This is a genomic window from Amycolatopsis sp. NPDC059021 (assembly GCF_042739895.1).
Classification (GTDB): Bacteria; Actinomycetota; Actinomycetes; order Mycobacteriales; family Pseudonocardiaceae; genus Amycolatopsis.
Genome location: NZ_JBHYIQ010000074.1, coordinates 1 through 25218, shown reverse-complemented (window position 1 = coordinate 25218; position 25218 = coordinate 1). Strand labels below are relative to the sequence as shown.

Below are 25218 nucleotides of genomic sequence, written 5' to 3'. Positions count from 1 at the left end.
TCGAATGCGTTCAGCCCGGAACAAGTCACCCGACCGGGTGGGCTCGCCGTTCGGTCAGGTGATCCGCCACGGACGAGACGACGACGAGGGACAACCAGACATACCTTCCCCAGGAAGGGTTGATGAAGCTCACGGGGATGGACAGCAGGAACACCCCGGCCGCGGTCAAGCCACCGACGATCACCGACCGCGTCGCGCTCCGGGGCAGGCCAGGGCGATTCAGCCCGGCCCGTGCGGCGTGCGCGGCCATGGCCGCCAGCACCAGCGCCAGCGCGGCGATCACGACCGCGAAGAACACCGGCCCCAGCACGAAGGCGGAGTCCTCACTGTCCAGCCGGGTGGCGAACGGCGACACCGCGATGAAGAACAGCCACAATATGTTCAGCCGCAGCAACTTCGGGGAAACCACGTATACGCCGCGGAAGAACCGGTGGTGATTCCACCAGAAGAAGGCGATGACCGCGAACCCGACGAGGAAGTTCAGGTATTCTTTCGGCAGTAGTTCCAGAAAGGAGTGCCACACCTGGGCGTTGGTCTTCCCGTGCGGCACCGGCAGATCCAGCGCGAGCAGCGTGATCGCGATCGCGACGACCGCGTCTGAGAAGAAGATCAGACGATCCTGAAGGTACCGCCGATCCTCTTCGTCAGTGAAATACGGAGAGCGCTTCCCGCCCGATGGTTCTTCTTGCACCACGGGAGGACAGCCTGCCAGGCGCGGACATCCTTGTCACTTCAAGGTGATTCCGGGACAAAATCGTGAGCCTTAAGTACCAGGAGGGGCGGCGTCGTCGGCTTCGCGGACCTTCGGGCGCAGGGTGCGGCAGGCCAGTTCGACGGCGAGGCGGTCGTCGGGATCGCGGAGGTTGACGCCGAGGATCTTCTGCGCGCGGGCGATCCGGTCGGCGACGGTGTTGCGGTGCAGGCCCAGTGCCGCCGAGGCCGCCACCACCGAGGATTCGTGTTCGAGGTAGGCGTCCAGGGTCGCGAGCAGCGTGTCGTGGTCGGCCAGCGGCGCCAGCAACGTGGTCGCCAGCGCGCGGGCAGTCCGCGACCGGGTCCAGACGCGGACCAGCCTGCCCACGCCGAGCGCGTCGATGTGCACGACGCGGGAACCGGCGTCCAGGCTGTGGTCCTCGACGACGGCGGGGTCGACCGAAAGCGCGGCCTCGCGGGCTTCGTCGATGGTGCGGGCCAGACCACCGATCCCGGGGTGGGTGCGGCCCACCCCGCCCGCGATCTCGACGCCGGTCCCCAGCCGTTTGAGCACGAGCCGGATCGCGGAGATCAGCGATTTCACGTTCTGCGGTGAGGAATCGAACGTCGCGGTGTGCCAGGCGACCCAGCCGTCGGACTGTTCGACCAGCGGTCCCTCGAGATGACTTTCCCGCAGCACGCGCACGATCTCGTCGCGGTCGGTGACGTGGTCGTTCGCCGGTTCGTCGAGCCGGCGCAGGTAGACGGCGGTGTGCCAGCCGTCCAGCCGCCAGCCGAGAATCGCCGCGCGGTGCCGCACCACCGACCCGGCCTCCTCGCGCAGCCGCAGCAGATCCGCCAGCAACGTGGTGCGCGTCCTGGCGTCGCGTTCGGCCGCGAGCCGCTGGGTGGCCAGCCAGGACACCGCCCACGGCTCCGCGATCGCCAGCACGGACTGGGCGATCGCGACGCGGGCCGGAGTCGGGCTGGTCAGCGCGGCGGTGAGCCACAGCGGCGCGGACGTCGCGGAGACCGGCTGGACGACGTGGGTGAGCTCGTCCTCGACCACCACCTGCGGCAGGGTCAGATCGCGCCGGAAGGAGGACGGGAAATGGACGCCGTGCACGAGCGCGCCGTCCGGGCTCAGCATGCTGACCGGGGCCCGCAGCACCTTCGCCGCCGCGTCGGCCACCGCGCCCAGGCTGCCCACCTGGCCCCGCATCTGCCGCACGAACTGCAGGACCTGTTCGGCCCGCGCCACCTCCGGGGTGGCGACCAGCTGGGCGAGCTGAAGCGCGACGTCGTGCGTGCTCGCTTCCCTGGGCAGGAGCACCATCGGGAGGCCGAGCCGTTCGGCGAGCAGCAGGCTGGTGGCCAGCGGTCCGCGGCTCCCGCCGGGCAGCACCAGCCCGGCGACCCCGGCGAGCGCGCAGCGCCGGATCCCGGCCTCGACCTGCCATCCCGTCGCGTCGCCGAGGTCGGTGACCACGATGAGGTCGCCGGGTCCGAGCCCGGTGGCGTCGACACCCGGGCGCACCCGTACCCGGTGCACCACGGTGTCGCCGGTCTCGCCGCCGACGACCTCGGCGTCGGCGAGCACCGGATGCGCCGCCAGCTGGCGCAGGGCAAGGGGATCCGCGGGCTCCGTCACCGCATTCAGCCTTTCGCTCGCCGCACCGGTTCGGCGTCGAGGCCGTAGGCCCGCGGCTCGACCCTGGGCAGGATGTCGGGATGCCACAACCGGTCCGGCACCGGCAGGGCGAGGACCACGACCTCGTGACCGCGCCGGACCTCGCCGGTCTGGATCACCTGGAGGCTGTGGGTGTCCAGCAGGCAGATCACGTCGGGCGTGGTGGCCACCACCTCGCCGTCGCGCAGCACCATCGCGTATTCGTTCTGCATTTCGACGCGCAGCACCTGCTTGCCGTCCGTGGTGCGCAACGCCACCGAGCCGCTGGAAAAGCCCTTCCCCGCGTACCGGTGCACCTCGAGAACGGTGCCCTGGCCGAGATGTTCGGCGCCCAGCCGCTCGGCCAGCTCGGGGCCGTCGAGACCGGCGTCCGCGCCCGCGCGGTACCGCCTGCCGAGCCGGATCGCGGCCCATACCGTGCCCCGCAGGGCGACCCGGCGATAGGTTTCCGCGCTCAGCGGCGGATAGGCGAGTGCCGCCCAGCCGCCGAGCCCGGTCAGCGCGCCCCGCATCACCCGTTCCGCCGTGCGCGGGTCGACGCCGTCGACGACCATCGCGGCGCCGTGCGCTTCCGCGCACACCCAAGCGCCGGTCATCGCGGGCTCCATCACGGTCTGGTCCAGCCGCGAGAACGCCCGGCCCATCAGATCCGCGTCCACCACGGGTTTCCCGGTCTGCACCGCGGCGATGAACGGGAACAACGCGTTGCTGCCGCCGACCTCGACCACGCCGATCGCGTCGATGTGCACGCCGTGGTACTTCTCGGCGACCGCGACGCAGCGGCGCAGTTCGTCCCCCGCGGGCAGCTTCTCGATCCCCACCGAGGCGGTGGACCCGGCCACCGCGACGGTCAGCACCCAGCCCTGCACCAGGGTATCGACGGCTACGACCTCGACCCTGGCTCCCCCGGCCATCTCGCGGTTCAGCCACAGCGCGCCCAGCCGCGGCTCGCCGCCCCCACCCGAACCGAGCAGGCTCGCGCCCCACCGCAGCGCGTCGACGTCGTCGACGCTCAGTACCTGCCCGCCGGTCACGCCAGCTCCTCCACCGGGGCGAAATCGGCGTCGATCCCGAAGGCACGCGGGCCGAACACCGCCAGCGCCTCGGGCGTGCGCATGATCGGGGGCGCGGCGATCGCGAACACCGTCACCCGCAGGCCGTAGCGCAGCGCCTCGGTGGTGATCGGCTCGGCGGTTTCGGCGTTCAGCACCGTGATGAGATCGGGCACGATGACGCGGATACGTCCGTCCACCCGCGCCACCAGATGTTCGTTCTGAAAGGACAGTTCGAGCACCGAATCGTCCACAAAGGACTCTATGACCGCGCTGCCGCGCGCGAACCCGCCGGTGGTCCGGCGTTCGACGTCGACGATCCGGCCGCTGAAGACCGGTTCGGCGTGCGCGTAGGCGGTCTCCTTGAACAGATTCGCCAGCGCCCCGAACGGATCGCGGTAGCCCTCCCTGGCTTCCCGCAGGCACCGGCCGATCCGCAGGGCGAGCGTGAGCGTGCCGGGGATGGCGGTGCGCCGGACGTCGGCGGCGCTCATCGGGAACTGCGCGATACTCGCCGTCCCGCCCAGCCGTACCGTGATGCCGCGCGCGAGGCGTTCCAGCCGGACGTTGTCGGTGCCGGTGTCGAGCACCCCGCGTTCGCCGTGCGAACCGCTGAACGCCAGCGGTGAGCCGGAAATCCCGTACACGCCGAAGGTCTGCATCTGCAGTTCGGGAAACGCGCGGCCCATGCCGTCGGCGTCGACCACCGGCAATCCGAGTTGCGCGCCCACCAGCAACGGGACCATCGAATTGGACCCACCGCATTCGACGGGCATCGTGGCGTCGGCGCGACGACCGAGATGGTCCTCCAGCGTCCGCAACGCCGTGCTCGCCTCATCCCCGTTGGGCAGCTTCTCGACGCGCACCGTCGGCGCGCCCATCCCGGCGGTCGGGATCACCAGCGCGTCGTCGGGCAGTTCGGAGACGTCCAGCAGCCGGACCGTGCGGCCCCGCAGGTATTCGCGCCGCACCAGCAGACGGCCGAGGTAGGGGTCGCCGCCCCCGCCGGTGCCCAGCAGCGCGGCGCCGGTGGCGATGTCGGGCAGTTCCGCTGCCTGGACCTCCCGCACTACGTCGTCCCCGCCCCGTCCGCGCTCAGCACCAGATCGCCGACCGCCTTGACCCGGACGCGGGTGGCGTTGCCCGGCAGATAGGCGATCGGGATCTCGTCGATGTCCACGATCTCGACGCGGCCGGGATCGGCGCCGCCCGCCACGGCCCGGTCGACCGCCTCCTGTTTGGCCGCGTCCAGTACGGCCTCGCGGCGTCCCGGTTCGATCGGGTAGATCCGGTCGACCTCGCCGCCGACCTGCGCGATGGCCGCGCCGATCGCGTTGGCCACGGCGAAGTGCTCGGTCCGGTGCACGGTCCCGGCGCCCTCGAGGGTGTCCGGCACCAGGATCCCGCCGCCCCCGACGACCACGACCGGCGGCCGCTCGCGCGAGCTGCGCATCCGGTCGACCGTGCGGGCGACCTTGGTCTCGATGTCGGCCAGTACCGCGGTGACGAAATCCTTGGCCAGATGCCGAATCCGGCCGCGGTCGCCGATGTCGAGAATGCCCGCGGCGACGGCGATGTCGGTCGCGGTGAGGGTGTCGCCGCCGAACACCAGCGCCTGCTCGGTGAGCCGGTAGCCGACGCTGTCCGGCCCGACTTCGACGTCGCCCGCGCCGCTCCCGTGGACCAGCGAGCCGCCGCCGAGCCCGATCGAAAGCACGTCGGGCATGCGGAAGTTGGTCCGCACGCCTGCCACGATCACCTCGGTCGCCGCCTCGCGGGGAAAACCGTGCCGCAGCACGCCGACGTCGGTGGTGGTGCCGCCGACGTCGACCACCGCGCAGTCGGTGAGCCCGGACAGGAAAGCCGCGCCGCGCATGGAGTTCGTCGGTCCCGAAGCGAACGTCGCGACCGGATACCGCCGCGCGTAGTCGACCTCCATCAGCGTGCCGTCGTTCTGGCTCAGATACAGCGGGGCGACGATCCCCGCGCCCCGCACGGCGTCGGCGAGCCCGTCGACGATCTGCGCGGCCATCTCGCGCAGCGCGGCGTTGATGATCGTGGCGTTTTCCCGCTGCAGCAAGCCGAGCCTGCCGATCTCGTGCGAGAGGCTCACGTTCAGGCCGGGCGCCTCGGCAGTGAGGATCTCGGCCGCGCGCAGCTCGTGTTCCGCGCTGACCGGTGAGAAAACCGAGGAGACCGCGACGCTGCGCACCCCGTGTCCGAGCATGTCGTGCGCGGCACGGCGGATCTCGTCCTCGTCCAGATCGGCGATGTCCTGACCGTCGAATTCGACCCCGCCGTGGCACAGATAGGACTTGCCGCCGACCGCCGTCACCAGCGATTCCGGCCAGTCGACCATCGGCGGCAGCGCCGCTGTCGCGGGCAGTCCGAAGCGCAGCGCGGCGGTCGGCGCGAGCCGGTTCGCCTCGACCAGCGCGTTGATGAAGTGCGTCGTCCCGATCATCACCGCACGCACCGCGGCCGGGTCCAGTTCGGAACGGACGCGGAGCTCGTGCAGCGCGTTGACGATCCCGGACGTGACGTCCTCGGTCGTCGCGCACTTCACCGTGGCGACGACGCGATCGCCGTCCATCACGATGGCGTCGGTGTGCGTACCACCGACGTCGATACCGATGCGCAGCGTCATGCCCCCGCCAGCTCCCCCGACGAGCGTCGCCGGGTGACGCGCCCGGCGATCAGGTACAGCACGAACGCGGTGACCAGCGCGTTGATGCTGGGCAGTCCGATCGTGACGAATTTGCCGACGAGCGTCGCCGCGGCCCAGCAGAGCAGCGTCGCCGGGACCCACGCCGGTGCCCCGGTGCGCAGCTGGTCCGGACCGGCCGCGGCGAGCGCGGCACGCCAGCGTCTGGCGAAGAAGTACTCCGCGACCATGATCCCCGGAATCGGCGGGAAGACGATGCCGAGCAGGGTCAGGAAACCCGTGTAGCTGCCCAGGATCCCGGCCGCCGCGAGCAGGCTGCCGAGCACGCCGACGGCCAGCGACATATGGGCGCGGTTCAGTTTCCGGCCGAACACCGTCTCGGCGAAGTTGACCAGCCCCAGCGACGAGACATACAGGTTCCAGTCGTTGACCTTGACCGCCGCGGTGACGATCACCAGCAGGCCGAGCCAGCCGGTGGACGAGGTGACGATCGCGATCACGTCGTTGCTGCGCACCGCGTGCGCCAGCAGCACGCCGATCGAGCCGATCACCCATTCGCCGAGGGTGATGCCGACGATCGTCTGCTTGACCACGTCACCCGGCGAGCGGTTGAAGCGGGTCATGTCCGGGGTGATCACCGCGCCCACCATGAACTGGCCCGCCACCAGCGTGACCGCCTGGATCAGGCTCAGGTGCGGACCCGGCGCGGGACTGCTGACCAGTTCACCGAGATCGTGCCTGCTCAGTTCGGCCACAATGGACACTCCGGCGAGCACGAGGAACGCGGGCACAGCGACATACGCCGTCCACGCCATCCACCGGAAGCCGTAGGTCACGATCACCGTGACGACCAGCCCGAAGATCAGCGACCACACCCAGGTCGGCAGGACGCCGACGAGCCGGGCGAGCCCGCTGCCCGCGATGCCGGACTGGACGCCGAACCAGCCGGTCGCGGACAGCCCGATGGCCAGCCCGACCACCGCGGCGCCGCCGCGCCCGAACCCGGTCCAGCGGGCCAGCACCGACGTCGAGAGTCCCTCGCGCTGGCCGATGACGCCGACCGCGATCGCGATCAGCTCCAGCACCACCGCGCCCAGGGTGAAGGCGAGGAACGCCTGCCAGAACGGCATGCCGAAGCCCAGTGTCGCGCCCAGCAGGAACTGGCTCAGCGCGGACAGCTGGCCGAACCGCTGGGTCGCCACCGAAAACCACGGGTACCGGGCCTCGGGAGGAACTCGGGTCAGCGCGTAGTCGTCGCGCCCCACGGAGTTCGCCATCCGGTGATCCTTCCCCTCTCACCACGTGCGAGACGCCGGATAGTACTCACGTCGACACGGCGCGTCCATGGGCCATCGGCCCTCTTTCGAGGGAAACGGAAGGCAAATCGCCCTGTCCCGTTGGCCGGGACGGCAGACAAATTCAACTTTCAACCACGCAGTCCTCCTACTCCTGTCGGCGGATTGACCTGATGTGCCATCCGCCCAGTGCGTCCCGCCTGGATGGGCAACTCGCACGTAGCCGCATCGGCACCGAATGGCTACCGTCGGTCATCCAGCGCAGTGTTCCGGTGTTGTCCAGTGGGAGGGGGACCGGCCATGTGGCTCCCGCGCGGATGGCGCGCCGCGGTCCGCCGAGGATTCCGGCGCCCCGTGGATGCGCGCAGCCCGCGGGCCAGGGAACACGTGGCGGCCACGATCCGCCGGTCACCGGAGTTCCAGACGGGCGAACCGGTCTGCACGGCGTGCGGCAAGCCGCTGGACGAAGGGGCCATGGACTGGCTGACCGGGCTGCTCGATCGCGGCAGCTGGCACAGACGGGCGACCGCCGCGCTGACCACGGCGAGGGCACACGGCTATCCGGTGTCGCTGCTCATCGCCGATCTGGACTGGTTCAAATGGATCAACGACGTGCACGGGCACCTCGCCGGCGACGACGCGCTCCGGCACGTCGCCCGGATCCTGCGCGCGGTCACCCGGGAACAGGACCTGGTGGCCCGGTACGGCGGTGACGAGTTCCTGGTCCTGTTGCCCGGCACCAGGATCACCGACGCGCTCGCGGTGGCCAGGCGGCTGAACCTCGCCCTCAACGCGGCCAGCGTCGCGACCACCAGCGTCCGGGCCGGGCAGACCGACCTCACCGGCCTGACCGCCTCGATCGGGCTCACGGCGTGGCCGCCGGCGGGCGACACCGGCGTCGGCCTGGACAAGCTCCTGCTGGCGGCGGACGCGGCCCTGCTCGCGGCCAAGCGCAACGGACGCGGGCAGAGCTGCCGCGCCGCGCGGGCCGACCGGCCGTTCGGCAAGGGCGTCACGTGGAGCTACGACCGGGTCGTGCGGGCGAGGCCTCCGGAAACCACGTCGATCCTCGCCGAGCCGGACCCTTCCGGCCCCGACCTCGGTGTGCCGCACCGGGTCGCGACCCGGCAGCACCCCTGACACCGACCGTCCACAACGGACAGGCGGGCGGCTCGGACTGGGGGTAGCCGCCCGCCTGTCCGGGGATCTCCGGCCCCCACACCTGCGCGCGAGTAGGGTGACCAGGCGTTACGGACGGAGACGGGGAAGGGACCGATCGGCGTGCAGATCACCCGCGCTCAGCGGGCCGCGGTCGCGGAACGGATCACTCAGCTCGAGCGGTCGTTCTACGGGCGGGGCCCGAGCAACGTCAAGGTTTCGGTGAGCCAGGAGGATCCGGTCAGCCTGGTGGTGCTCTCGATCGACAGCCTGACCGTCGCCGACAGCGTGCTCGGCGACCGGGGCTACCGGGAGGCGGTGCTCCGGCACCACGAGGCGCTGCACGAGGCGACGCGAGCGGATTTCATCGGCGCGGTCGAGGAGATCGTCGGCGAGCGGGTGCACGCCTACCTCGCCCAGGTGCATCCCGGCACCGGGCACGCGGTCCGGGTGTTCATCTTCGCCGACCTCGGGGACTCGCTCGAGCTCGACGCCTGAAACCGAACGCGCTTTCGGCCGATTCCATGATCGGCACCCGCGGCCTAGGATCGGGGCGATCGACAATTCCACAGTCATCGGGCCGTTCGGCAGTACTCCGGCGTCAGCCGGTAAGCGGCGGGGCGGCTCGGGACGAGACCATCCGCACGCGGGTCGGGCGAGGGCGTCAGCCGGCGCCGGGCACGCGGCGGGTTCAAGCGGAGGAGCTTGTCTCGTGCAGACACCGAACATCACCCGTGCCCCGGCGCTCCCGGCAGGCCTGCGGCCCTCGGCCGCCGACTTCGACGGCATCCGGGTCCGTCCCCGTGCCCTGCGCCGGATCGTGTCGGCCGTGGCCGGCAGGCCCGCGATCTGGGGCCCGCACGTCCGTTTCGACCTCACCGAACGCTACTTCGTCCGGCTGCACCACGACCCCCGGTTCGAGGTGTGGCTGATCTGCTGGGAACTGGGGCAGGACACCCTCCTGCACGACCACGGCGGCAGCGCCGGCGCGTTCGCGGTGGCGGGCGGAACCCTGCTGGAGGACCATGCCGAGCCCACCGCGCGGAGGCTGCGCACCCGCGTGCACCGGACCGGCGACAGCGTCGCGTTCGGCACGCGTTACCTGCACAACCTGGTCAACGTCGCGACCGAGCCCGCGGTCAGTGTGCACGCCTACTCGAAACCGTTGCGCACCATGAACTTCTACTGCTGGCTGCCCTCGGGCGCGCATCACCTGCGGGAGATCCCGTGCGATTCGCCGGAACCGGACACCGGCGATCTCGAAGCGACCGCGGCGAGCCTGCGATGACGGCACCGGAGTTCGAAGACGTCATCTCCCGCCGTCTCGCCGAAGCCAGGGAGCATCTGCCGCGCTACGCGCCGGAGGAGGCGGGCGAGGAGGTCCGCCGCGGCGCGCTCCTGGTTGATCTGCGCCCGCTGGAATACCGGCTGCGGTTCGGGGACATCCCCGGCGCGGTGCCGGTTTCCCGGCACGTCCTGGAATGGCGGCTGGACGTGCGCAGCCGCTGGCGGCTCAAGGAACTCGCGTTCGGCGACACCGGCCGCCGGATCATCCTGCTGTGCAACGAGGGCTACACCTCGAGCCTCGCCGCGCACCAGGTGTCGGCACTCGTCGGCCTCACCGACGTCGGCGACGTGCGCGGCGGCTTCGCCGCGTGGCAGGCCGCGGGAATGCCGGTGGTGCCTCGCTCTCAGGACGTCCGACAGGAAGGGTGAACGACCTCGGCGTCGACGAGCCGCGCCGGCCCGTCGACGCCGAGATCCCCCACGCTACCTACGCTTGACAGCCTCCTTCTTCGGCTTCGTCTCGGCGGCGCGGACCTTCTTCAGCCGGTCCTTGACGCACGTGTCGTAGCCACCGCAAATCCGCGAGGCCTCCTCGTACTGCTTCCTGGCCTTCGCGGCGGCGGTCTTCTTTCCGGCGTCGGTGTTCTTCGGCCCGGACGTCACCGGCTTGGCCGCCACCTGCTTGGCCGTCGCCGGTTTGGCCGCCCGCAGCTTCTTCAGCCGGTCCTGGACGCAGGTGTCGTAGCCTCCGCATTCACGCATCGCCTGCCGGTACAGCGGGTCGCCGGCCGATTTCTTGGCCTTCCTGTCCGCGTCGGCGATGTTCTTACGGAGCTTCTTCACCCGCTCCTTCACACACGTCTCGTAACCACCACAGTCACGACGCGCCTGCTGATAAACCGGATCACTCGCCGACTTCCCGGCCCTCCTCTCCGCATCGGCGATGTCCTTGCGCAGCTTCTTCACCCGCTCCTTCACACACGTCTCGTAACCACCACAATCACGACGCGCCTGCTGATAAACCGGATCACTCGCCGACTTCCCGGCCCTCCTCTCCGCATCGGCGATGTCCTTACGGAGCTTCTTCACCCGCTCTCGCACGCAGGTTTCATAGCCCCCGCAGTCCGCATACGCCTTCCGGTACACCGGGTCCGCATTGGACTTCCGCGCGAGTTCCTTCGTGTGGTAGTCGAGCAGCGCGGGACCGATCTCGTCCAGCTCGCCCGGCGTGAACTTCTTGGTATCGTCGAAGGGACGCTTGAGATCGTCGATCGGGCTGTTGTCCCGGAGGTCGAGGTACTCGTCCACGATCCGCTGGCGCAACTTCGGATCGTGCAGCGCCTTCTTGAGCAGTTTCTGATGTTCTTCGCTCGCGTGTTCCGCGCGGGCCTGTTCGAGCAGGTCGCCGATCACCGCGGCCAGCTCGGCTCCGCCACCGCTCCGGCCCCCATTCCGGGGCAGCCAGTTCCTGGGCCCGGAAAAGATCCGGCCCGGCTTCCCGGCCCCGGTCTTCGGGGTACCGGTCACCGGCACGGTCCTCCTGGCCCCGGTCGGCGGGTTCTTCGGCGGGTCCGTCGGGCCCTTCCGCGGGACGGGGGTGCCGCCCTCGTCGTCCGGCCGCTGGTACCGGTCGCGGTCGGCCCTGGCCTTCTCGAGGTCGGCCCTCGCCTTGGCCAGTTCCGTCGCCACCTTGTTCTTGGCCGCGTCGGAACGGTGCTTGCCGTTGACCCGCTTTTCCAGCTCCTTGACCCGGTTCTCGAGGTGGGTGACCTCCTTGTCCCAATCGAACGGCCGGGTCTGCCGCACGGCGTCCTTGTAGAGCTTCTTCAGCTTTTCGCGGTTCTTCTTCGCTTTCTCCAGCTTCTCGATCGCCTTTTTCTGCTTGTCCCCCTTGGCTTCCAGCGCCTTCTTTTCGAGCTGCCGGATGTACTCGTCCATTTTCGTCATGCGGGACTGCAGCCCATCCACGGTCTGCTTCGACCGGAGGTAGTACTTGAAGGCGCCTTCGATGACCTGCCTCGCGTCACTCGGCGAGACCCCCAGAGCGCCGCTGCGGAAATCGCTGAGCAACGCGTCACCGGCGAGCCGTGCGAGCAGCTTCTTCCGGTAGTCCGGGTCGGCGCTGTTGAGCTGTGACGCCTCCTCGTGGATCCTGGCCTTGATCCTGTTCAGGAGACTTTGCTTGTCCTTGCCGGGATCCGCGTCGGCGGCCGGTGGATCCGCCTTGGCGACCGGGGACGGTCCGACCGCGGCCATGCCGCCGAACGCGACCGCCGCCGCCATGGCGACCAGGAAGCCTTGCACCGTGACGCGCAGCGCCCGCCGTGTTCGCGCACGTTCAGCCAACGTGGCCTCCCAGAAGCCGCTGCCCGTGCCGGTGGTCCGGACGTACACCGTCACCCGGCCGGGGGCCCGGTTCCGGAAGCACGGTCGCGATGTCGGCACGCCGGTCCGGCTGAGGCACGACGAAGATCCGGGACGCACCCTTCGGTTCCGCCCATGGCGGGTTCTTGTTCGCCTTCGGGCGGTCCTGATTCCCCTGAGGTTTGCCGTGCTTCCCGGTGTCGCGCCGCCGGTCTTCCTCGACCGGCCGGCCGGCGGACATCGGAACAGCCATCGACACAGCCATCGGCTCAGGCGGGTCCGCGGCCCGGCCACCGGCCTCCGGCAGCGCGAGCACGGCGGTATCCTGCCGGCTCGGGGGCTCGGGAACCTCCAGAGCCGCCGAGACCGGTTCGGACACCGTGGCCAGGATCGGCGTGACGACCTCTTCGGCCGCCTTCACCACCGGCTCGGCGACGGTCTGCACGGCCGTGCCGGCTTCGCTCCTGGGCGGCGGCGGGACGGCGTCGGCCATCTGAGGCACCACCTCGGCCACGGGCTGCTGGACGACCGGCGCCGGTGGTGGCGCCACCGGCGGTTCCGGTGTGCCGGGCTCGGTGCCGTCATCGATGTCGCCCAGGTCGTTGTCGCCGAGCCGCGGGCCCGGCACAGGCGCGGCGGGCGGGACCGGCGGCGCGGCGATCGTCGTGCTGACCGGACGGTCGCCGAAGCCACCGCCGAACAACCCCACGCTCAGTGCGCCGATGGCCACCCCGCCGGCGAGCGCGGTCCACACCCAGGGATTGGCCGCGCTCCGCCGGGGCGGGTCGTGATCGGGCACCGGATCCGGTGCCCTTCTGGCGCGGGAAACTCTGCGTTCAGCCATACGCGGGCTCCTCGTTTTCGATCGATAGGCGCGCCTCTCGGCGCTCACGAGGAACCGAACCCGTCCCGGGTTCCGCTTACAACGCGTTCGGGGTGTCCCGCACTGTCCCGGACTGTCCCGGCGGTGTGACCAGCCAGGACAGCCCGGCTCGGTCGTTCGCGGTGCCGCGGCCCGTCACAGTCCGTCGACGACGAAGATCTGGTGCGCACCACCGTCGCAAGGGGCCTGAACGAGCTGGACGCCCGCCTCGGTGCTCCCGCCGTACACCCCGACGCACCACTGGGCTCCGGCGACCGAGTGGATCCGGTAACCAGTGAGCGGGCTGGTGACCTTCTCGAAGGTGAACCGCTGATCGGGACGGTCGCCCTCGCAGCCGGCACCGGCGAGGAGCACCTCGGCGTGGGCACCGCCGTAGTCGACGGTCACGCAACCCGGGCCGAGATCGGGATTGAGCAGGACGAGCCGGTAGCTCCCGCTCGCCGCAGGTTCCAGGCTGATCGGAGGTTTCGCCGCGGCGCACGGATGCTGGCCGAGCACCGTCCTGTCGCCCGGCTTGAACTTCTCCGGCCCCTCGCCGAGACACAGCCCGGTGTAGGCCAGCCTGATCGGCTGCCGGTGAGCGCTTTCCCCCGGTGGCGGAGACGGCGCCGCCGGGGCCGCCGACCCCGGCTTGTCCCTGCCGAAGAGGAGCACGACGGCGGCCACCGCGACCACGACGACCACCGCCGCGGCGATGACGAACTGCCGGCCGCGGCGCCCGCGAGGTCCGGCCTCGGCGCTCTCCGGCTCCGCCCCTTCGATCGGCTCGATCGCTTCGACGACAAGGGCGGCCCGCGCCGCGAGCCAGTCCTCCACGGTCTGGTCGTCACCGCCGCAGGCACGCACGAACGCGGCGACCAGATCGGCCCTGGGCAGCTTGTCCCGGGACAACGCCGCACTGATCGTCGAGCTCGGCAGGGCGTCACCGGCCTTCGCGGCACGGCGTTCCAGCGCACGAAAACTCAACCCGGTCAGCGCCCGGACCTGGCGCATCCCGGCCAGGAATCCCGGGACATCGGCCGCGGTACGGGGATCCGGCCAGCCATCCGGCACCATGGTCCTCCCTCACGACTCTGTGACGGCTCAGCGGCACCGAGGTGCCTGGGCCGCGAGGCATTCTAGGAGGAACTCGGGACGTCCGGGACGATTCCGGGCAACTCGGGAAGAACCGCGTTCGCCGCTTACCCGCCCACCGGCACGAAGATCAGGCCGAACCCCGCGAGCGCGAGGAAGATCGCCAGCGTGGTGAGGCCGAGGAGCCCCGCGACGAGGGCGAGCACCAGCGCGCGGAAACCGAATCGGCGCAGCAGCAGGCTCAGGTCCGTGCTCCCTGGCCCTGGTCTGTGCGGCGCTCCCTGCATGGTCCGAGTATTCGGCCGCGCCCGGCAGCGCGTCCAGCGCACAGTTTCGCTGGGATTCAGCTGCCGGATCGATCAATGCCCCCGACGCTCCACAGTGGACGTTCAGGGGACCGGTGGACGACGTCCGGCCCATGGGGCGGCTTGTTCGAGTTGGGCGGCGAGGCGGATGAGGACGTCTTCGCGGTTCTGGGCGGCGACGAGCTGGACACCGGTGGGCAGGCCCTCGGCGTTCCAGCGCAGCGGCAGCGAGATCGCGGGTTGCCCGGTGATGTTGAACGGCGCGGTGAACGCGGCGGTCTGCCCGACGCCGGCGATCAGTTCTTCCGGGGACTTCGCCTCCGGCGCCAGTTCGCCGAGTTTGGCGGGCGGCGCGGGCATGGTCGGGGTCAGCAGGACGTCCAGTTCGCCGTCCCAGAGCGCGGCCACGCCGCGGGCCCACTGCTGCGAAGCGGTCATCCCCGCCAGCCATTGAGTGGCGGTGACCGATCGGCCCGCTTCGGCGAGCAGCGCGTTCATCGGCTCCAGGACCGACGACGGCAGTTGCTCGCCGAGACGCTCCGACCAGGCGTCGAGTTCCCAGGTGACCACGGCGGCCAGCAGGGCGGGCATGGTGTCGAACATCCCGGGGGCGTCCAGCGCGGCAGCCGCGGTGGGCCCGACCAGGTGGCCGAGGGATTCGAGCAGGTGAGCGGCGTGTTCGACCGCGGCCACGCTGTCCGCGTGAGCGGCTTCCCCCGAACCCGGCGCGGTGGTCCGGAATCCGATACGCAAGCTGCCGGGGTCCGCGCCGACCTCCTCACGGTAGGGGCGAGCGGGCGGCGGGGCGGTGTACGGATCGCCCGGCGCGGCCCCCGCGATGGCATCGAGTACGGCCGCCGTGTCGCGGACGGAGCGGGTCAGGACGTGCTCGTGCGTGACCTGGCCCCAGTACTCGCCGAACTGCGGCCCCAGGCTCGTCCGCGCGCGGGTCGGTTTCAGGCCGACCAGCCCGCAGGCGCTCGCCGGGATCCGGATCGAGCCCGCCATGTCGTTGCCGTGGGCGACCGGGACCATGCCGGTGGCCACCGCGACGGCCGAACCGCCGCTGGAGCCGCCGGGTGAGCGGGTCGGGTCCCACGGGTTCCTGGTCGCGCCGTGGGCCAGCGGTTCGGTGGTGATGCTCGTCGCCAGCTCCGGCGTGTTGGTCCGGCCGCAGAACACGAAACCTGCCGCTCGCAGCCGCGTCGCCAGATGCGAGTCCGCCGGTGCCCGCCAGTCGCGCTCGCGCAGTACCCGCATGCCGCCGTGGACCGGGTCGCCCGCGGTGTGGCAGAGGAAGTCCTTCAGCAGCATGGGAACCCCGCGGAACGGCCCGTCCGCCGGTGCCGCCGCCTCGCGCCGTGCCTGGTCGAACCGCGTGCTGACCACGGCGTTGAGTTCGCCGTTGAGCCGTTCGATCCGCGCGATCGCCGCGTCGAGCAGTTCCACTGGCGTGACCTCGCCGCGCCGGACGAGGCCGGCCTGCGCTGTCGCGTCGAGCCAGGCGAATTCGTCAGTCACCGGCGGGTTCCCACTTCCTTGATCAGGTGCACGATCGGGGATATCCGGTTATCCCGCCGGGAAAATCGGGCAGGCGGCCGAACCTCCCGCCAGCGTAGGACGTCCTCCTGACACGCATCAAGAACGCACACTCCTTAGTGGACATGAAGACAATATTCGGTGCGCAACCGGGCAAAACGAGGGAAGGACGCCCATGGTATTTCGTCGTATTCGCCGCCTGACCGTGCTGCTGCCGTTGCTGGCGCTCGCGGCGATCGTCCCTGCCCCCGCGGCATCCGCCGTGATCGGCGGCTCCGTCAGTACGCACGCCCCGTGGGCGGTGCGCATGCTGGTCGACGGAAAGCCGCAATGCACGGCGACCGCGATCAGTCGCGAATGGATCCTCAGCGCGTCGCATTGCTTCTTCGACCACGCCGAATCCATCGCGGATTCCCGTATCGAATTCCGCGTCGGCGACCTCGACCAGCGGAAGGGCACACCGGTCCGCCCGGTGACCGGCAGCAGGCAAGGGGCACCGGTCGCCGACATGATGCTGATCAAGGTGCCGCCGCTGAACGTCACGCCGGCGAAGCTTCCCGGCGCCGAATCGGTCCGCCCCGGGCAGGTCGTCCGGCAATACGGCTGGGGTGCCACCTGTCAGGGTGACGAAACGGCCTGTCAGTCGGAGGTGCTGAAGCAGTCGGATCTGCGGGTGCTCGCTTCCGGTGACGCGCGGTGCGAGCGTTTCACCGTTCCCGGCGGAACCGATTTCTGCGTGGCCAGGATCTCCGGGCTGCCCGCGGGCGGCGATTCCGGTGGACCGGTCATGACCACCGGAACCCTCGGCGAGGACACGATTGTCGGCGTCGTCGACGACTCCGACCGTGACAGCACCGCGGGCGCGGGAGACGTTTCCCAGCAGCTGCCGTGGATCCGGCAGGTCATCGGCGGCGGCAAGTAGCGAACTTGCCCACTCTGTCACTAAGTGACACACTGTCGCTTGGAGACAAAGTGGAGGGACGTCATGACGACGAGCACCCGCAAGCCGGGCGCGATGAGCGAGCTGCGGCGCAGGCGCGTCCGCCTGGAGATCTCCCGGGAGGCGGCGCGGCTGTTCTGGGAGCAGGGAGTCGCCGCGACCAGCGGGGAGCAGATCGCCGCGTCGGTGGGCTTGTCGGTGCGTACGCTCTGGCGGCATTTCCGCACCAAGGAGAGCTGCGCTGAGCCGATCGTGGCGAGAAGCGCCGAATGGTTCGTGACGGCACTGCACCGCTGGCCGCCCGAACTGTCCATTGAGGACCATCTGGCCGCGACGCGGGCGGAGCTGCGCCGGACGCCGGAGGAGCTGGCCGACGATCTGGCCGGGGTACGGATGATGGTGCTGGGCGATACCGAACCGGCGCTGCGCTCGGCCTGGCTGATGACGTGCGACCACGTGGAGAAGGAACTGGCCGCGGTCATCGCGGACCGGTTGGGACGCCCGGCCGACGACGTCGAGGTCCGGACGCACGCGGCGGCCGCGGGCGGAGCCATGCGGGTCCTCAACGAGTCCCTCGGCCCCGCCGTGCTGGCGGGCGAGGACCTGACCGGGATCCCGGATCCGTTCCAGAGCATGGCCCGCGTGGTGCGTGTGGCCACCAGCGGGGCCGTCGGCGATCCCGTCGATTCCTGAACCGGACGCGCGCGACCGGCCCCGGCGGCATTTTGTCGCGGTCATCCCATAGTCCGAGCGCGAGCGCTACCTGTGGTCGATGTGCCCCTTCGGCGCGCCAACTTAGCGTGGGCGCAGTTTCGAAGAAGGGGAAAAGCATGAAGAAACTACGTCTCGCCGTGGTGATTCCGGCGGCCGTGGGCGGACTGCTCGCCGGGATGACACCGGCATGGGCGGACCCCGCGACAACGCCGCTGAACACCACGAAGATCCCGGCCCGCTATTCCGGGCAAGCACTGGACTGGCACGCCTGCGGCAAGGACGAACTGGTGGATCTCCCGCCAGGCACCGATATCGCGGGACTCGAATGCACCACGTATCGCACGCCCCGCGACTGGGAACGGCCGGACGAACGGCAGGATCTGACCATCGCGGTCAGCAGGCTCAAGTCCACCGGCGCGACGACGGCGTCGGTGTTCACCAACCCGGGCGGCCCCGGTGGGCCCGGCCGCTGGTTCCCGGCCGCTTTCCGCGAGCAGAACAGACTGCGCGAACACCAGGAGATCATCGGCATCGACACGCGCGGCACCGGCCGGAGCACGAACGTCACCTGCGGCGGCGCGTCCGGCACCGGCAGCGATCTGGACCCGCGTGACCGCGATCCGCGCAATCTCGACCTGATCGTGGACGCCGTCGCGTACACCGCGAACGCCTGCCGTCAGGCCGCCGGCGAACTGGGTCCGCTGATCACCACCTTCCAGAACGTCCGGGACCTGGACCTGCTGCGGACCCTGCTCGGCCGGGAAAAGATCAACTGGGTCGGGTACTCCGCCGGGACCTGGCTGGGAGCGCACTACGCCCAGCAGTTCCCGCAGCGCACCGGCCGGTTCGTGCTGGACTCGTCGACCGAATTCACCGGCACCTGGCAGAGTTCGTTCGACTGGCAGCCACTCGCCTACGAGCGTCGCTGGCGGCAGGACTTCCTTCCGTGGCTGGCCCGCTACGACGCCAAGTACCACTTCGGCACCAGCGGCGAAGCGGCGCGCCAGATCTACGAAAACGTCCGATACGCCTTGACTCGCGAGCCGGTCGAGGTGAACGGCACGAAGTTCGGCGCGACCACGCTGGACGGCTACCTCGTCGGCGCGCTCAAGTCCAAGAGCCAGTTCCCCGCGATGGCGGACACCCTCGTGGCGATCAAGACGCTGACCGACGCTCGCGCTTCGGCGCAGGCCAAGGACGCTGCCAGGGCGGCACTCAAGGCCACGTTGTCGGAGTCCGGTAAACCCGGCCCGCTGCCCGGCCTCGTCGCCGATTCCTCCGACGCCATGGCGGCCACGCTGATCACCACCCTGTGCGGCGAGGGCACGTGGCGGGGCAGTCGCCAGTCGCTGATCCGTCAGTCGCAGGAGTACATCGACCGCGGCGTGACGCTGTACAACGCGGTCTGGATGCAGGCCCAGGTCTGTGCCTTCTGGAAGAACCGGCCCCGGCCGCTGCCGGCGCTGAACGGCAGGGGCGTTCCGCCGGTGGTGATCGTCCAGTCCGAGCACGATCCCGCCACGCCGATCGAAGGCGCGAGGAAGGCCCACGCCGCCTTCCAGAACTCCCGGATGCTCACTGTCACCGGCGAAGGCGACCACGGCATCTACGCGGTCGGCGGGAACAAGGCCGTGGACAAGCTCGTCGACGACTACCTGGTCGACGGCGTCGTCCCGCGGGACCAGAGCGTCCCCGGCCTGCCACTGCCGACTCCATGACACCCCGGAAACAGCGGGCCCGCCGGTCACCACCGGCGGGCCCGCCGCATTGCTCCACTGTGGACTGTCAGCCCACCGGCTGTGGTCGCGCGGCCTTGCGATCGAGCAGCAGGCTGGCCACGCAAGCCAGTGCGAACACCACCGCCTCGTAGAGCAGCAGATCGGTGAATCCGGTGACATGCCGATCGCGGACGACGGTGGCTTCACCCGCGAGCGCCGCCGAGGGAGAAGCCAGATAGAACACGACGCCGCCGACGGTGAGGCCGAGCGAACCGGCGGCCTGCTGCGCGGTGGTGAGCAGTCCCGACGCGGAACCGGTCGCGTCCGGTGGGACACGGGACAGCGCGTGCGTGAACGCCGTCGTGGTGAACACGCCGAAGCACGCACCGCCCACAGCCATGGGCACGGCCAGATCCCATGGCTGCGCGTCGGCGCCCCGTGCGGCCACGATCGCCGCGAGCGCGAGCATGGACAGCGCCAGTGCCCCGGTCGCCTTCACCAGGACACCGCGCCCCAGCCAGGACGTGAGGGAAGCCGACCAGCGCGACGCGGCCCCGGTGGCCACCGCGAACGGGAGCTGCGTCAGACCGGCGACCAGCGCGGAATGCCCGAAACCCGTCTGCAGGTACACCGAAAGGAAGAAGAAGAACGGCGGAACGCCCGCGAAGAAGGCCGCCACGGCGACCAGCCCGGCACGGAAACCGGGATCGCGCAGCAGGATCAGCTTCAGCAAGGGCCACCGGCCGCGGCGCTCCCGGGAGAGCTGGTGTGCGACCAAGACCGCGAGCGTCACCAGAGCGGCGCAGAGCATCACGACTGTCCACACGGGCCAGTCCGCCGAGTGGCCGACGGCGAGTGGATAGACGAGCAGGCCCAGTGCGAGCACGGACAACGCCGCACCCGCCAGATCCAGCGCTGTCCGTTCCCCTGGCGGCGATTCGGGCAGCCGCCGAAGGCCCCACAGCGCCGCGATCCCGACGGGCAGGTTGATCGCGAAGACCAGTCTCCAGTCGAGTCCGGGCACCCGCAGCTGGACCAGCAGGCCGCCGAGCACCGGCCCGGTAACGGTCGCGAGACCGATCGCCGAGCCATAAGCGGCGAAGAGACGTCCTCGCTGCTCGGGCGCGAAAGTGCGTTGAATGAGCGAAAGAACCTGGGGAGCCATCACCCCCGCACCGAACCCTTGCAGCGCACGGGAACCGATGAGCCATTCGATGGTGAACGACGACGCGCAGAGCACCGACGCCAGCGTGAAGATCGCCATTCCGATCAGGTACAGACGGCGGTAACCGTACCGGTCCCCCAGCCGGCCGGACGTGATCAGCGTGCACGCGAAGGCGAGGGTGTACACGGACGCTACCAGCTCGACGGCGCCGGTGGACGCGCCGAGATCCTGCCGGATGGCGGGAGCGGCCACGTTGACGATCGAAACGTCGAGGAACAGCATGAACGTCGCGCTCAGCAACGCGGCCGTGCGCAGCGCCATCACAACACGTCCCCGCCATGCAGAACCACGTCGTGGACGCCCAGGTAGGCGTCCCTGTCGTGATAGTGACGGGCCAGGTTGTCGCCGTATTCGACCAATCTCGCGTGGACGGCGCGCCGGGGTTCGTAGCGTTGTCCGAGCAGCCGGTCCAGCTCGTCCGCGTCGCGCGCTTCGCCGAGCACGGCGGCCAGGACCGTCGCGTCTTCCATGGTGTAGCTCATTCCCTGCCCGGTCATCGGATGACAGCCGAACGTACTGCCGCCGAGCAGCACCGCGTTGCCGCGGTGATACGGACCGCTGGTGAAGGCCGACACGGGTGCGCGTTCGAAGGCGCTGGCGTCGAGCGCGGCGATACCGTCTTCGTCCGTGACGAAGGAGGAGAGTTTCGTTGTCAGGTCGACGGATTGCCGGAGGAACACCGCTTCTTCGAGTTCGCTGGGCACCCCGACGAAGACGCGGGCCGAGCCGGCCGTCACGGAGTAGAGGTAGGCGAGCCAGCGTTCGGAGCTGAAGTAGAGCTGACCGCGGGTCCGCGTGCTGGGGATCGTGGTCATCCACAAACCGTGGTCGTAGCTGATCATCCGGCGCTCCGGCTCGATCAGGTCACGCAACGGCGTGCCCGAACCGCTGGAGTCGACAAACGCCCGCGCTCTCAGCCGGGTGCCGTCGGAAAGCCCGGCCTCGGTCACCATCGAGCCCTCGGTGTGGACGTCCACCAGGGAGGTGTCGAAGCGTATGTCTACAGTAGACAGACCGGCGCACGCTCCGAGCACCGCGCGGACCGTCTCGGCGTACGGGATGACGAGGTAGTACCCGAGCCCGGTGTGCTCGGCGAAGTCGTAGGACAGCAAGGGGGCGCCGTCGTGATGGAAGTCGATCGTGGCCCGCTGCAAGGCGCCCCGCGCGCGCAGGACGTCGAGCAACCCGTGTTCGGCGAGGATGCGCAGGCCGCGCGGTTTGAGGAAGTCGGCGCCCTTCGTGCCGACGGCGGGTTTCGGCTCGACTACGGTGACCCGCAGGCCCTGCCGCCCCAGCAGCAGGGCGAGCAGCGAGCCGCTGATACCCGCGCCGAGGATGACGACGTCGACGTCCGAAGTCCGTGTCCGGTCGCTCATCGGGACACCGCCAGGTAGCGTCCGGGCGCGATGATGCCGTCCGGGTCGAAGAGATCTTTCAGGCCACCGAGCGGCTCGTCCCGGTAGCCTGCCGAACGGGCGGTCAGTTCCGAGTCCTGCTGGTCGATGTTCGACCGATAGACCGGGAAACCCGCGCGGAGGAAGGCTTCCCTGGCCGTGGTGCGTAGCGCGTGCGCCCGCTCGATGGCGTCCGGTTCCCGGACGAACGGGACCTGCACGACCATGTTGGTGGAGTGCTGGGAGATCACGTTGAACTCGAGCATGCTCGCGGTTCCGTGTCGTTCGGACTCGGCACGCATCAGGTCGACGGCGGCGACCAGGCTCTCACGTCGCAACGGCACCGTCGGCAGGAACATGAGCCACCCCACGGGCGCCTCGTCCGCGTCCGCGCAGGTTCGCACGCGCAGCCCTGCTCGCAGCGCGTCGCAGGTCGGGACGCCGCGCGCGAACTGGGCGCGTGCGTACAAGGGATCGTCCTCCGCGGTGGTTTCCGTGTCCAGCACGCGGACGGACACCGGTGTCATGGCGTCCCGGAAGATAGCCTGGATAGCGTTTTCTTCCTCCTGCACAGCAGCCCGTGAGCCGAGCAGCGGCACCTGAATCGTCACCCTGTCCGGGTCCGCGGTGGGCGGGACGGCGGCGGCACCACGGTCCGGGACGACGAAGAGTTCCTTGAGCCGCAGCATCCCGTGTTCCGGCACGCGTGACCGGCCGATCCGGATCAGAGCGTCCGCGCCGGCATCGAGTGCGTCGCGGGCGAAGGTCGCGTGGACGAGCGTGATCGCCTCGGGCCGGGGAATCAGGCTGATCACCGCGGCCGTGACGACCCCGAGATTGGACTGCTGGAAGACGCGGGTCAGGTCGGGGCCCGCGACCCGGCCCGCGCGCCGGTTGTGCCGGTCGAGACCGCCGGTCGTCAGCACTTCACCGGTGCCCAGCACCACCTCCAGCCCCAGCAGATCCTCGGTGCGGCCCCGGATCGTGCCGTCACCGCGTTCGAGGGTGTTGCCGACGACACCGGCGTCCGCGCACCCCGCGGTCACGTTCAGCATCCACGGCGTGCCCGCCAGCCGTTCGGCGAGCTGCCGCTGCGTGACACCGGGTTCGACCACGGCGTAACCCTCGTCGAGGTCGAGCGTGCGGATGGCGTTCATCCGGCTCAGGTCGAGCACGGCGCACCCGTCGACCACCGGCGAGCGGGACCCCATCCCCCAGTTGCGTCCGGTGCTCAGCGGGTACAGCGGGGTCTTTCCGGCTCGGGCTGCGCGTACGGCTTCCCGGACCTCGTCGGTACTGGCGGGGAACTGCGTCGCCAGTGTCGCCCTGGGACGGTGTTCGCCCAGATCCGGCCGTGGCTCCGCGCCGGCCACCGGGCTCAGCGCTCTCGGACGGGCACCCATCGATGTCATTTCCGTCTCCCATGCTCCGAAATGAACACAAGCGAGCTGCAGTCGTACTGAAAGCGCTTTCTCAATTCAGAAAGAAGTACGCAGGCACGAACCGGGGGTCGCTCGGAAACCTCGACAGATACGTCGGGTGCTTCGCGTTACACCCCAGGATTACTCTTCACGACAAGGGGACACTACGACCGGAAAGCAGCTGAATACAAGCTTGCAAAAGGGTGAATGTTCGCACCGGAGCGTCAGCCGGGAACAAATGCCGTGAAGGCCTCCTTACCGGCACTGAGCGCCGGTAAGGAGGCCTTCACGGCCCATCGATCCACAAAGGAAGTCCGCTATTACGGGGTTGGCGGGGCGGGGCACCGGACATCCGCTTCAGGCAGTTTTCCGGTGAGCAGATAGTCGGCGACAGGCTTGTCGACGCAGGGATTCCGGTCGAACAGGAACTGTCCGTGGTTACCGCTGTCGGCGAGGACCAACCGAGAACCGCGCAGAGCCTGCTGCATGTGGCGAGCGCCTTCGGCGGGCGTAGCCGCGTCGTCCTTGGCCTGCACCAGCAACACGGGCGGGCTCTTCCCGTCGCCGATCCGGATCGGCGGCGCGGCCGGCGCCTTCCAGAAGGCGCAGGGCGCCGAATACCAGGTGTTCAGCCAGGCGAACAGCGGGGCGTCCCGGTCCGAGCGCACGGTGTCGTCGTGCCAGGTTCGCCAATCCCCCGGCCATTTCTCGTCGACGCAGTTGTAGGCGAGCTGCGGTCCGTCCACATGGTCCAGGCCGAGATTGCCCACAGCGGTGACGAGCCCGCTGGAATCACCCTTGCGGTGCTGCGCGACAGCGTCGGCCAACGATGGCCAGGAAGCCTCGACATACATGGCCGAAGCGAGCATGTCGTCGAGTTCGGCGCCGCCCACCTTGCCCGCGGCGGGACGCCCGGTCAGTTCGGCACGGACGTCGTTCCAGGTACGGCCGACGTCCTCGCCACGGGCGCCGAGGTGGTACTGGGCGTCGCGTGCCGCGGTCCATGCGAAGAACTGTCCGGCGCGCCGCTGCAACGCCGGGTTCTGCTGGAACCCCGTCTGGTAGCCGGAAAGCATCGGGTCCACGACGCTGTCCAGCACCATCCGGCCGCTGGTGGCGGGGAACATCGTCGCGTAGGTCGCGCCGAGCTTCGTACCGTACGAGTACCCCAGATAGTCCAGTTTGGACTTGCCGAGCGCGAGCCGGATCCGGTCCATGTCCCGCGCCGTGTTCTGGGTGGTGATGTGCGGCAACAGGTCGCCCGCGTGCTGCGCGCACGCGGCGGCGACGTTCCGCGCGATGCCCACCCGCTGCTCTTCGGCCTCCGCGTTCGCGGGTTTGTTGGGCGGCATGGGATGCGGGAAGAGACGCGAGGTGTCGCCACAGTTGACCGGCGCGCTGGCGCCGACACCGCGGGGGTCGAAACTGACGACCAGGTACTTGTCCCGGAGTTCGGGCGACATCGAGGACGAGACGAGCTTCGCGGTGCCGATGCCGGACTCGCCGGGGCCGCCCGGGTTGACCACCAGGACGTCCGGCGCGTCGAGCGAGCCCGCCGCCGACAGGGTGAGCTTGATCTGCCTGCCGGACGACTGGGCGTAGTCGAGCGGCACGTCGATCGTGGCGCACCCGGTCCCCCGCGGCGCGTTCAGTTCCGGGGCGCACTCGGCCCACTTGATCCCGGACGCGGGGGGGGGGGGGGGGGCCCGCCCCGGGGGGGGGGGCGCGGCGGGCCCCGCCCCCCCCCCACACACCGCGCCACCCCCCCCGCGGCTCACCCCCGCTCGCCAGCCCCCCAGGC

General features: G+C 70.1%; 22 protein-coding genes. 7 read left to right on the top strand and 15 right to left on the bottom strand.

What is annotated here, in order from left to right; genetic code table 11:
- Positions 1-25 precede the first annotated feature (25 nt).
- The 6 genes from ACFWX1_RS33840 to ACFWX1_RS33815 form a co-directional block, all read right to left on the bottom strand.
- Entirely contained in the window at positions 26-694 is a 669-nt protein-coding gene (locus ACFWX1_RS33840) for a TMEM175 family protein (RefSeq protein ID WP_378393830.1), read from the bottom strand.
- Positions 695-763: 69 nt separating this feature from the next.
- A complete protein-coding gene (locus ACFWX1_RS33835; protein WP_378393829.1) occupies positions 764-2344 on the bottom strand; it encodes a helix-turn-helix domain-containing protein in 1581 nt (526 codons plus the stop codon).
- A 5-nt stretch (positions 2345-2349) separates the two neighbouring features.
- Positions 2350-3417 carry a DUF917 domain-containing protein gene (locus ACFWX1_RS33830; protein ID WP_378393828.1) on the bottom strand — a complete coding sequence of 356 codons (1068 nt, stop codon included), beginning with the start codon at positions 3415-3417 and terminating at the stop codon, positions 2350-2352.
- On the bottom strand, positions 3414-4505 hold the full coding sequence (locus tag ACFWX1_RS33825) for a DUF917 domain-containing protein (RefSeq protein WP_378393827.1): 1092 nt from the start codon (positions 4503-4505) through the stop codon (positions 3414-3416). Before ACFWX1_RS33825 ends, ACFWX1_RS33830 begins: the two co-directional genes overlap by 4 nt.
- Entirely contained in the window at positions 4505-6076 is a 1572-nt protein-coding gene (locus tag ACFWX1_RS33820) for a hydantoinase/oxoprolinase N-terminal domain-containing protein (protein ID WP_378393856.1), read from the bottom strand. Before ACFWX1_RS33820 ends, ACFWX1_RS33825 begins: the two co-directional genes overlap by 1 nt.
- A 2-nt stretch (positions 6077-6078) precedes the next feature.
- Positions 6079-7377 (bottom strand): purine-cytosine permease family protein, encoded by a 1299-nt coding sequence (locus ACFWX1_RS33815; protein WP_378393826.1) that lies wholly within the window; start codon positions 7375-7377, stop codon positions 6079-6081.
- A 372-nt stretch (positions 7378-7749) separates the two neighbouring features.
- On the opposite strand from ACFWX1_RS33815, the gene ACFWX1_RS33810 reads away from it, so the two are divergent.
- The 4 genes from ACFWX1_RS33810 to ACFWX1_RS33795 all read left to right on the top strand — a co-directional run bounded on the left by ACFWX1_RS33810 (position 7750) and on the right by ACFWX1_RS33795 (position 10269).
- Positions 7750-8535: a GGDEF domain-containing protein gene (locus ACFWX1_RS33810; protein WP_378393825.1), complete on the top strand. Its 786-nt coding sequence runs from the start codon at positions 7750-7752 to the stop codon at positions 8533-8535.
- 141 nt (positions 8536-8676) lie between these two features.
- Entirely contained in the window at positions 8677-9051 is a 375-nt protein-coding gene (locus ACFWX1_RS33805) for a Na-translocating system protein MpsC family protein (RefSeq protein WP_378393824.1), read from the top strand.
- 214 nt (positions 9052-9265) lie between these two features.
- Positions 9266-9841, top strand: coding sequence for a cysteine dioxygenase (locus ACFWX1_RS33800; protein ID WP_378393823.1), 576 nt, complete (start codon positions 9266-9268; stop codon positions 9839-9841).
- Positions 9838-10269, top strand: a complete 432-nt coding sequence (locus ACFWX1_RS33795) for a rhodanese-like domain-containing protein (RefSeq protein ID WP_378393822.1) — start codon at positions 9838-9840, stop codon at positions 10267-10269. The genes ACFWX1_RS33800 and ACFWX1_RS33795 overlap by 4 nt, the downstream gene beginning before the upstream one ends.
- Positions 10270-10323: 54 nt before the next feature.
- On the opposite strand, the gene ACFWX1_RS33790 is transcribed toward ACFWX1_RS33795, so the two are convergent.
- The 5 genes from ACFWX1_RS33790 to ACFWX1_RS33770 form a co-directional block, all read right to left on the bottom strand.
- Positions 10324-12186, bottom strand: a complete 1863-nt coding sequence (locus ACFWX1_RS33790; protein ID WP_378393821.1) for a hypothetical protein — start codon at positions 12184-12186, stop codon at positions 10324-10326.
- Entirely contained in the window at positions 12179-13048 is an 870-nt protein-coding gene (locus ACFWX1_RS33785; protein ID WP_378393820.1) for a hypothetical protein, read from the bottom strand. The genes ACFWX1_RS33790 and ACFWX1_RS33785 overlap by 8 nt, the downstream gene beginning before the upstream one ends.
- 174 nt (positions 13049-13222) lie before the next feature.
- The gene (locus ACFWX1_RS33780; RefSeq protein ID WP_378393819.1) at positions 13223-14143 is read right to left on the bottom strand and encodes an RICIN domain-containing protein; all 921 of its coding nucleotides are present in this window, start codon (positions 14141-14143) and stop codon (positions 13223-13225) included.
- Positions 14144-14268: 125 nt separating this feature from the next.
- Complete coding sequence (locus ACFWX1_RS33775) at positions 14269-14448, bottom strand: hypothetical protein (protein ID WP_378393818.1); 180 nt, start codon at positions 14446-14448, stop codon at positions 14269-14271.
- Positions 14449-14550: 102 nt separating this feature from the next.
- Positions 14551-15987 (bottom strand): amidase, encoded by a 1437-nt coding sequence (locus ACFWX1_RS33770; protein ID WP_378393817.1) that lies wholly within the window; start codon positions 15985-15987, stop codon positions 14551-14553.
- 193 nt (positions 15988-16180) lie between these two features.
- Here ACFWX1_RS33770 and ACFWX1_RS33765 point away from each other — a divergent pair, with 193 nt between their 5' ends.
- The 3 genes from ACFWX1_RS33765 to ACFWX1_RS33755 all read left to right on the top strand — a co-directional run bounded on the left by ACFWX1_RS33765 (position 16181) and on the right by ACFWX1_RS33755 (position 19377).
- Positions 16181-16927, top strand: coding sequence for a S1 family peptidase (locus ACFWX1_RS33765; RefSeq protein ID WP_378393816.1), 747 nt, complete (start codon positions 16181-16183; stop codon positions 16925-16927).
- Between the two features lie 63 nt (positions 16928-16990).
- Positions 16991-17638: a TetR/AcrR family transcriptional regulator gene (locus ACFWX1_RS33760; protein WP_378393815.1), complete on the top strand. Its 648-nt coding sequence runs from the start codon at positions 16991-16993 to the stop codon at positions 17636-17638.
- Between the two features lie 137 nt (positions 17639-17775).
- Positions 17776-19377, top strand: coding sequence for an alpha/beta hydrolase (locus ACFWX1_RS33755; protein ID WP_378393814.1), 1602 nt, complete (start codon positions 17776-17778; stop codon positions 19375-19377).
- A gap of 67 nt (positions 19378-19444) precedes the next feature.
- On the opposite strand, the gene ACFWX1_RS33750 is transcribed toward ACFWX1_RS33755, so the two are convergent.
- The 4 genes from ACFWX1_RS33750 to ACFWX1_RS33735 all read right to left on the bottom strand — a co-directional run bounded on the left by ACFWX1_RS33750 (position 19445) and on the right by ACFWX1_RS33735 (position 25030).
- Entirely contained in the window at positions 19445-20863 is a 1419-nt protein-coding gene (locus ACFWX1_RS33750; protein ID WP_378393813.1) for an MFS transporter, read from the bottom strand.
- Positions 20863-21978, bottom strand: a complete 1116-nt coding sequence (locus tag ACFWX1_RS33745) for an FAD-dependent monooxygenase (RefSeq protein WP_378393812.1) — start codon at positions 21976-21978, stop codon at positions 20863-20865. Before ACFWX1_RS33745 ends, ACFWX1_RS33750 begins: the two co-directional genes overlap by 1 nt.
- The gene (locus ACFWX1_RS33740; RefSeq protein ID WP_378393811.1) at positions 21975-23408 is read right to left on the bottom strand and encodes an FAD-binding oxidoreductase; all 1434 of its coding nucleotides are present in this window, start codon (positions 23406-23408) and stop codon (positions 21975-21977) included. Before ACFWX1_RS33740 ends, ACFWX1_RS33745 begins: the two co-directional genes overlap by 4 nt.
- Positions 23409-23737: 329 nt before the next feature.
- Positions 23738-25030, bottom strand: a complete 1293-nt coding sequence (locus tag ACFWX1_RS33735) for an alpha/beta hydrolase (RefSeq protein WP_378393810.1) — start codon at positions 25028-25030, stop codon at positions 23738-23740.
- Positions 25031-25218: the final 188 nt, after the last annotated feature.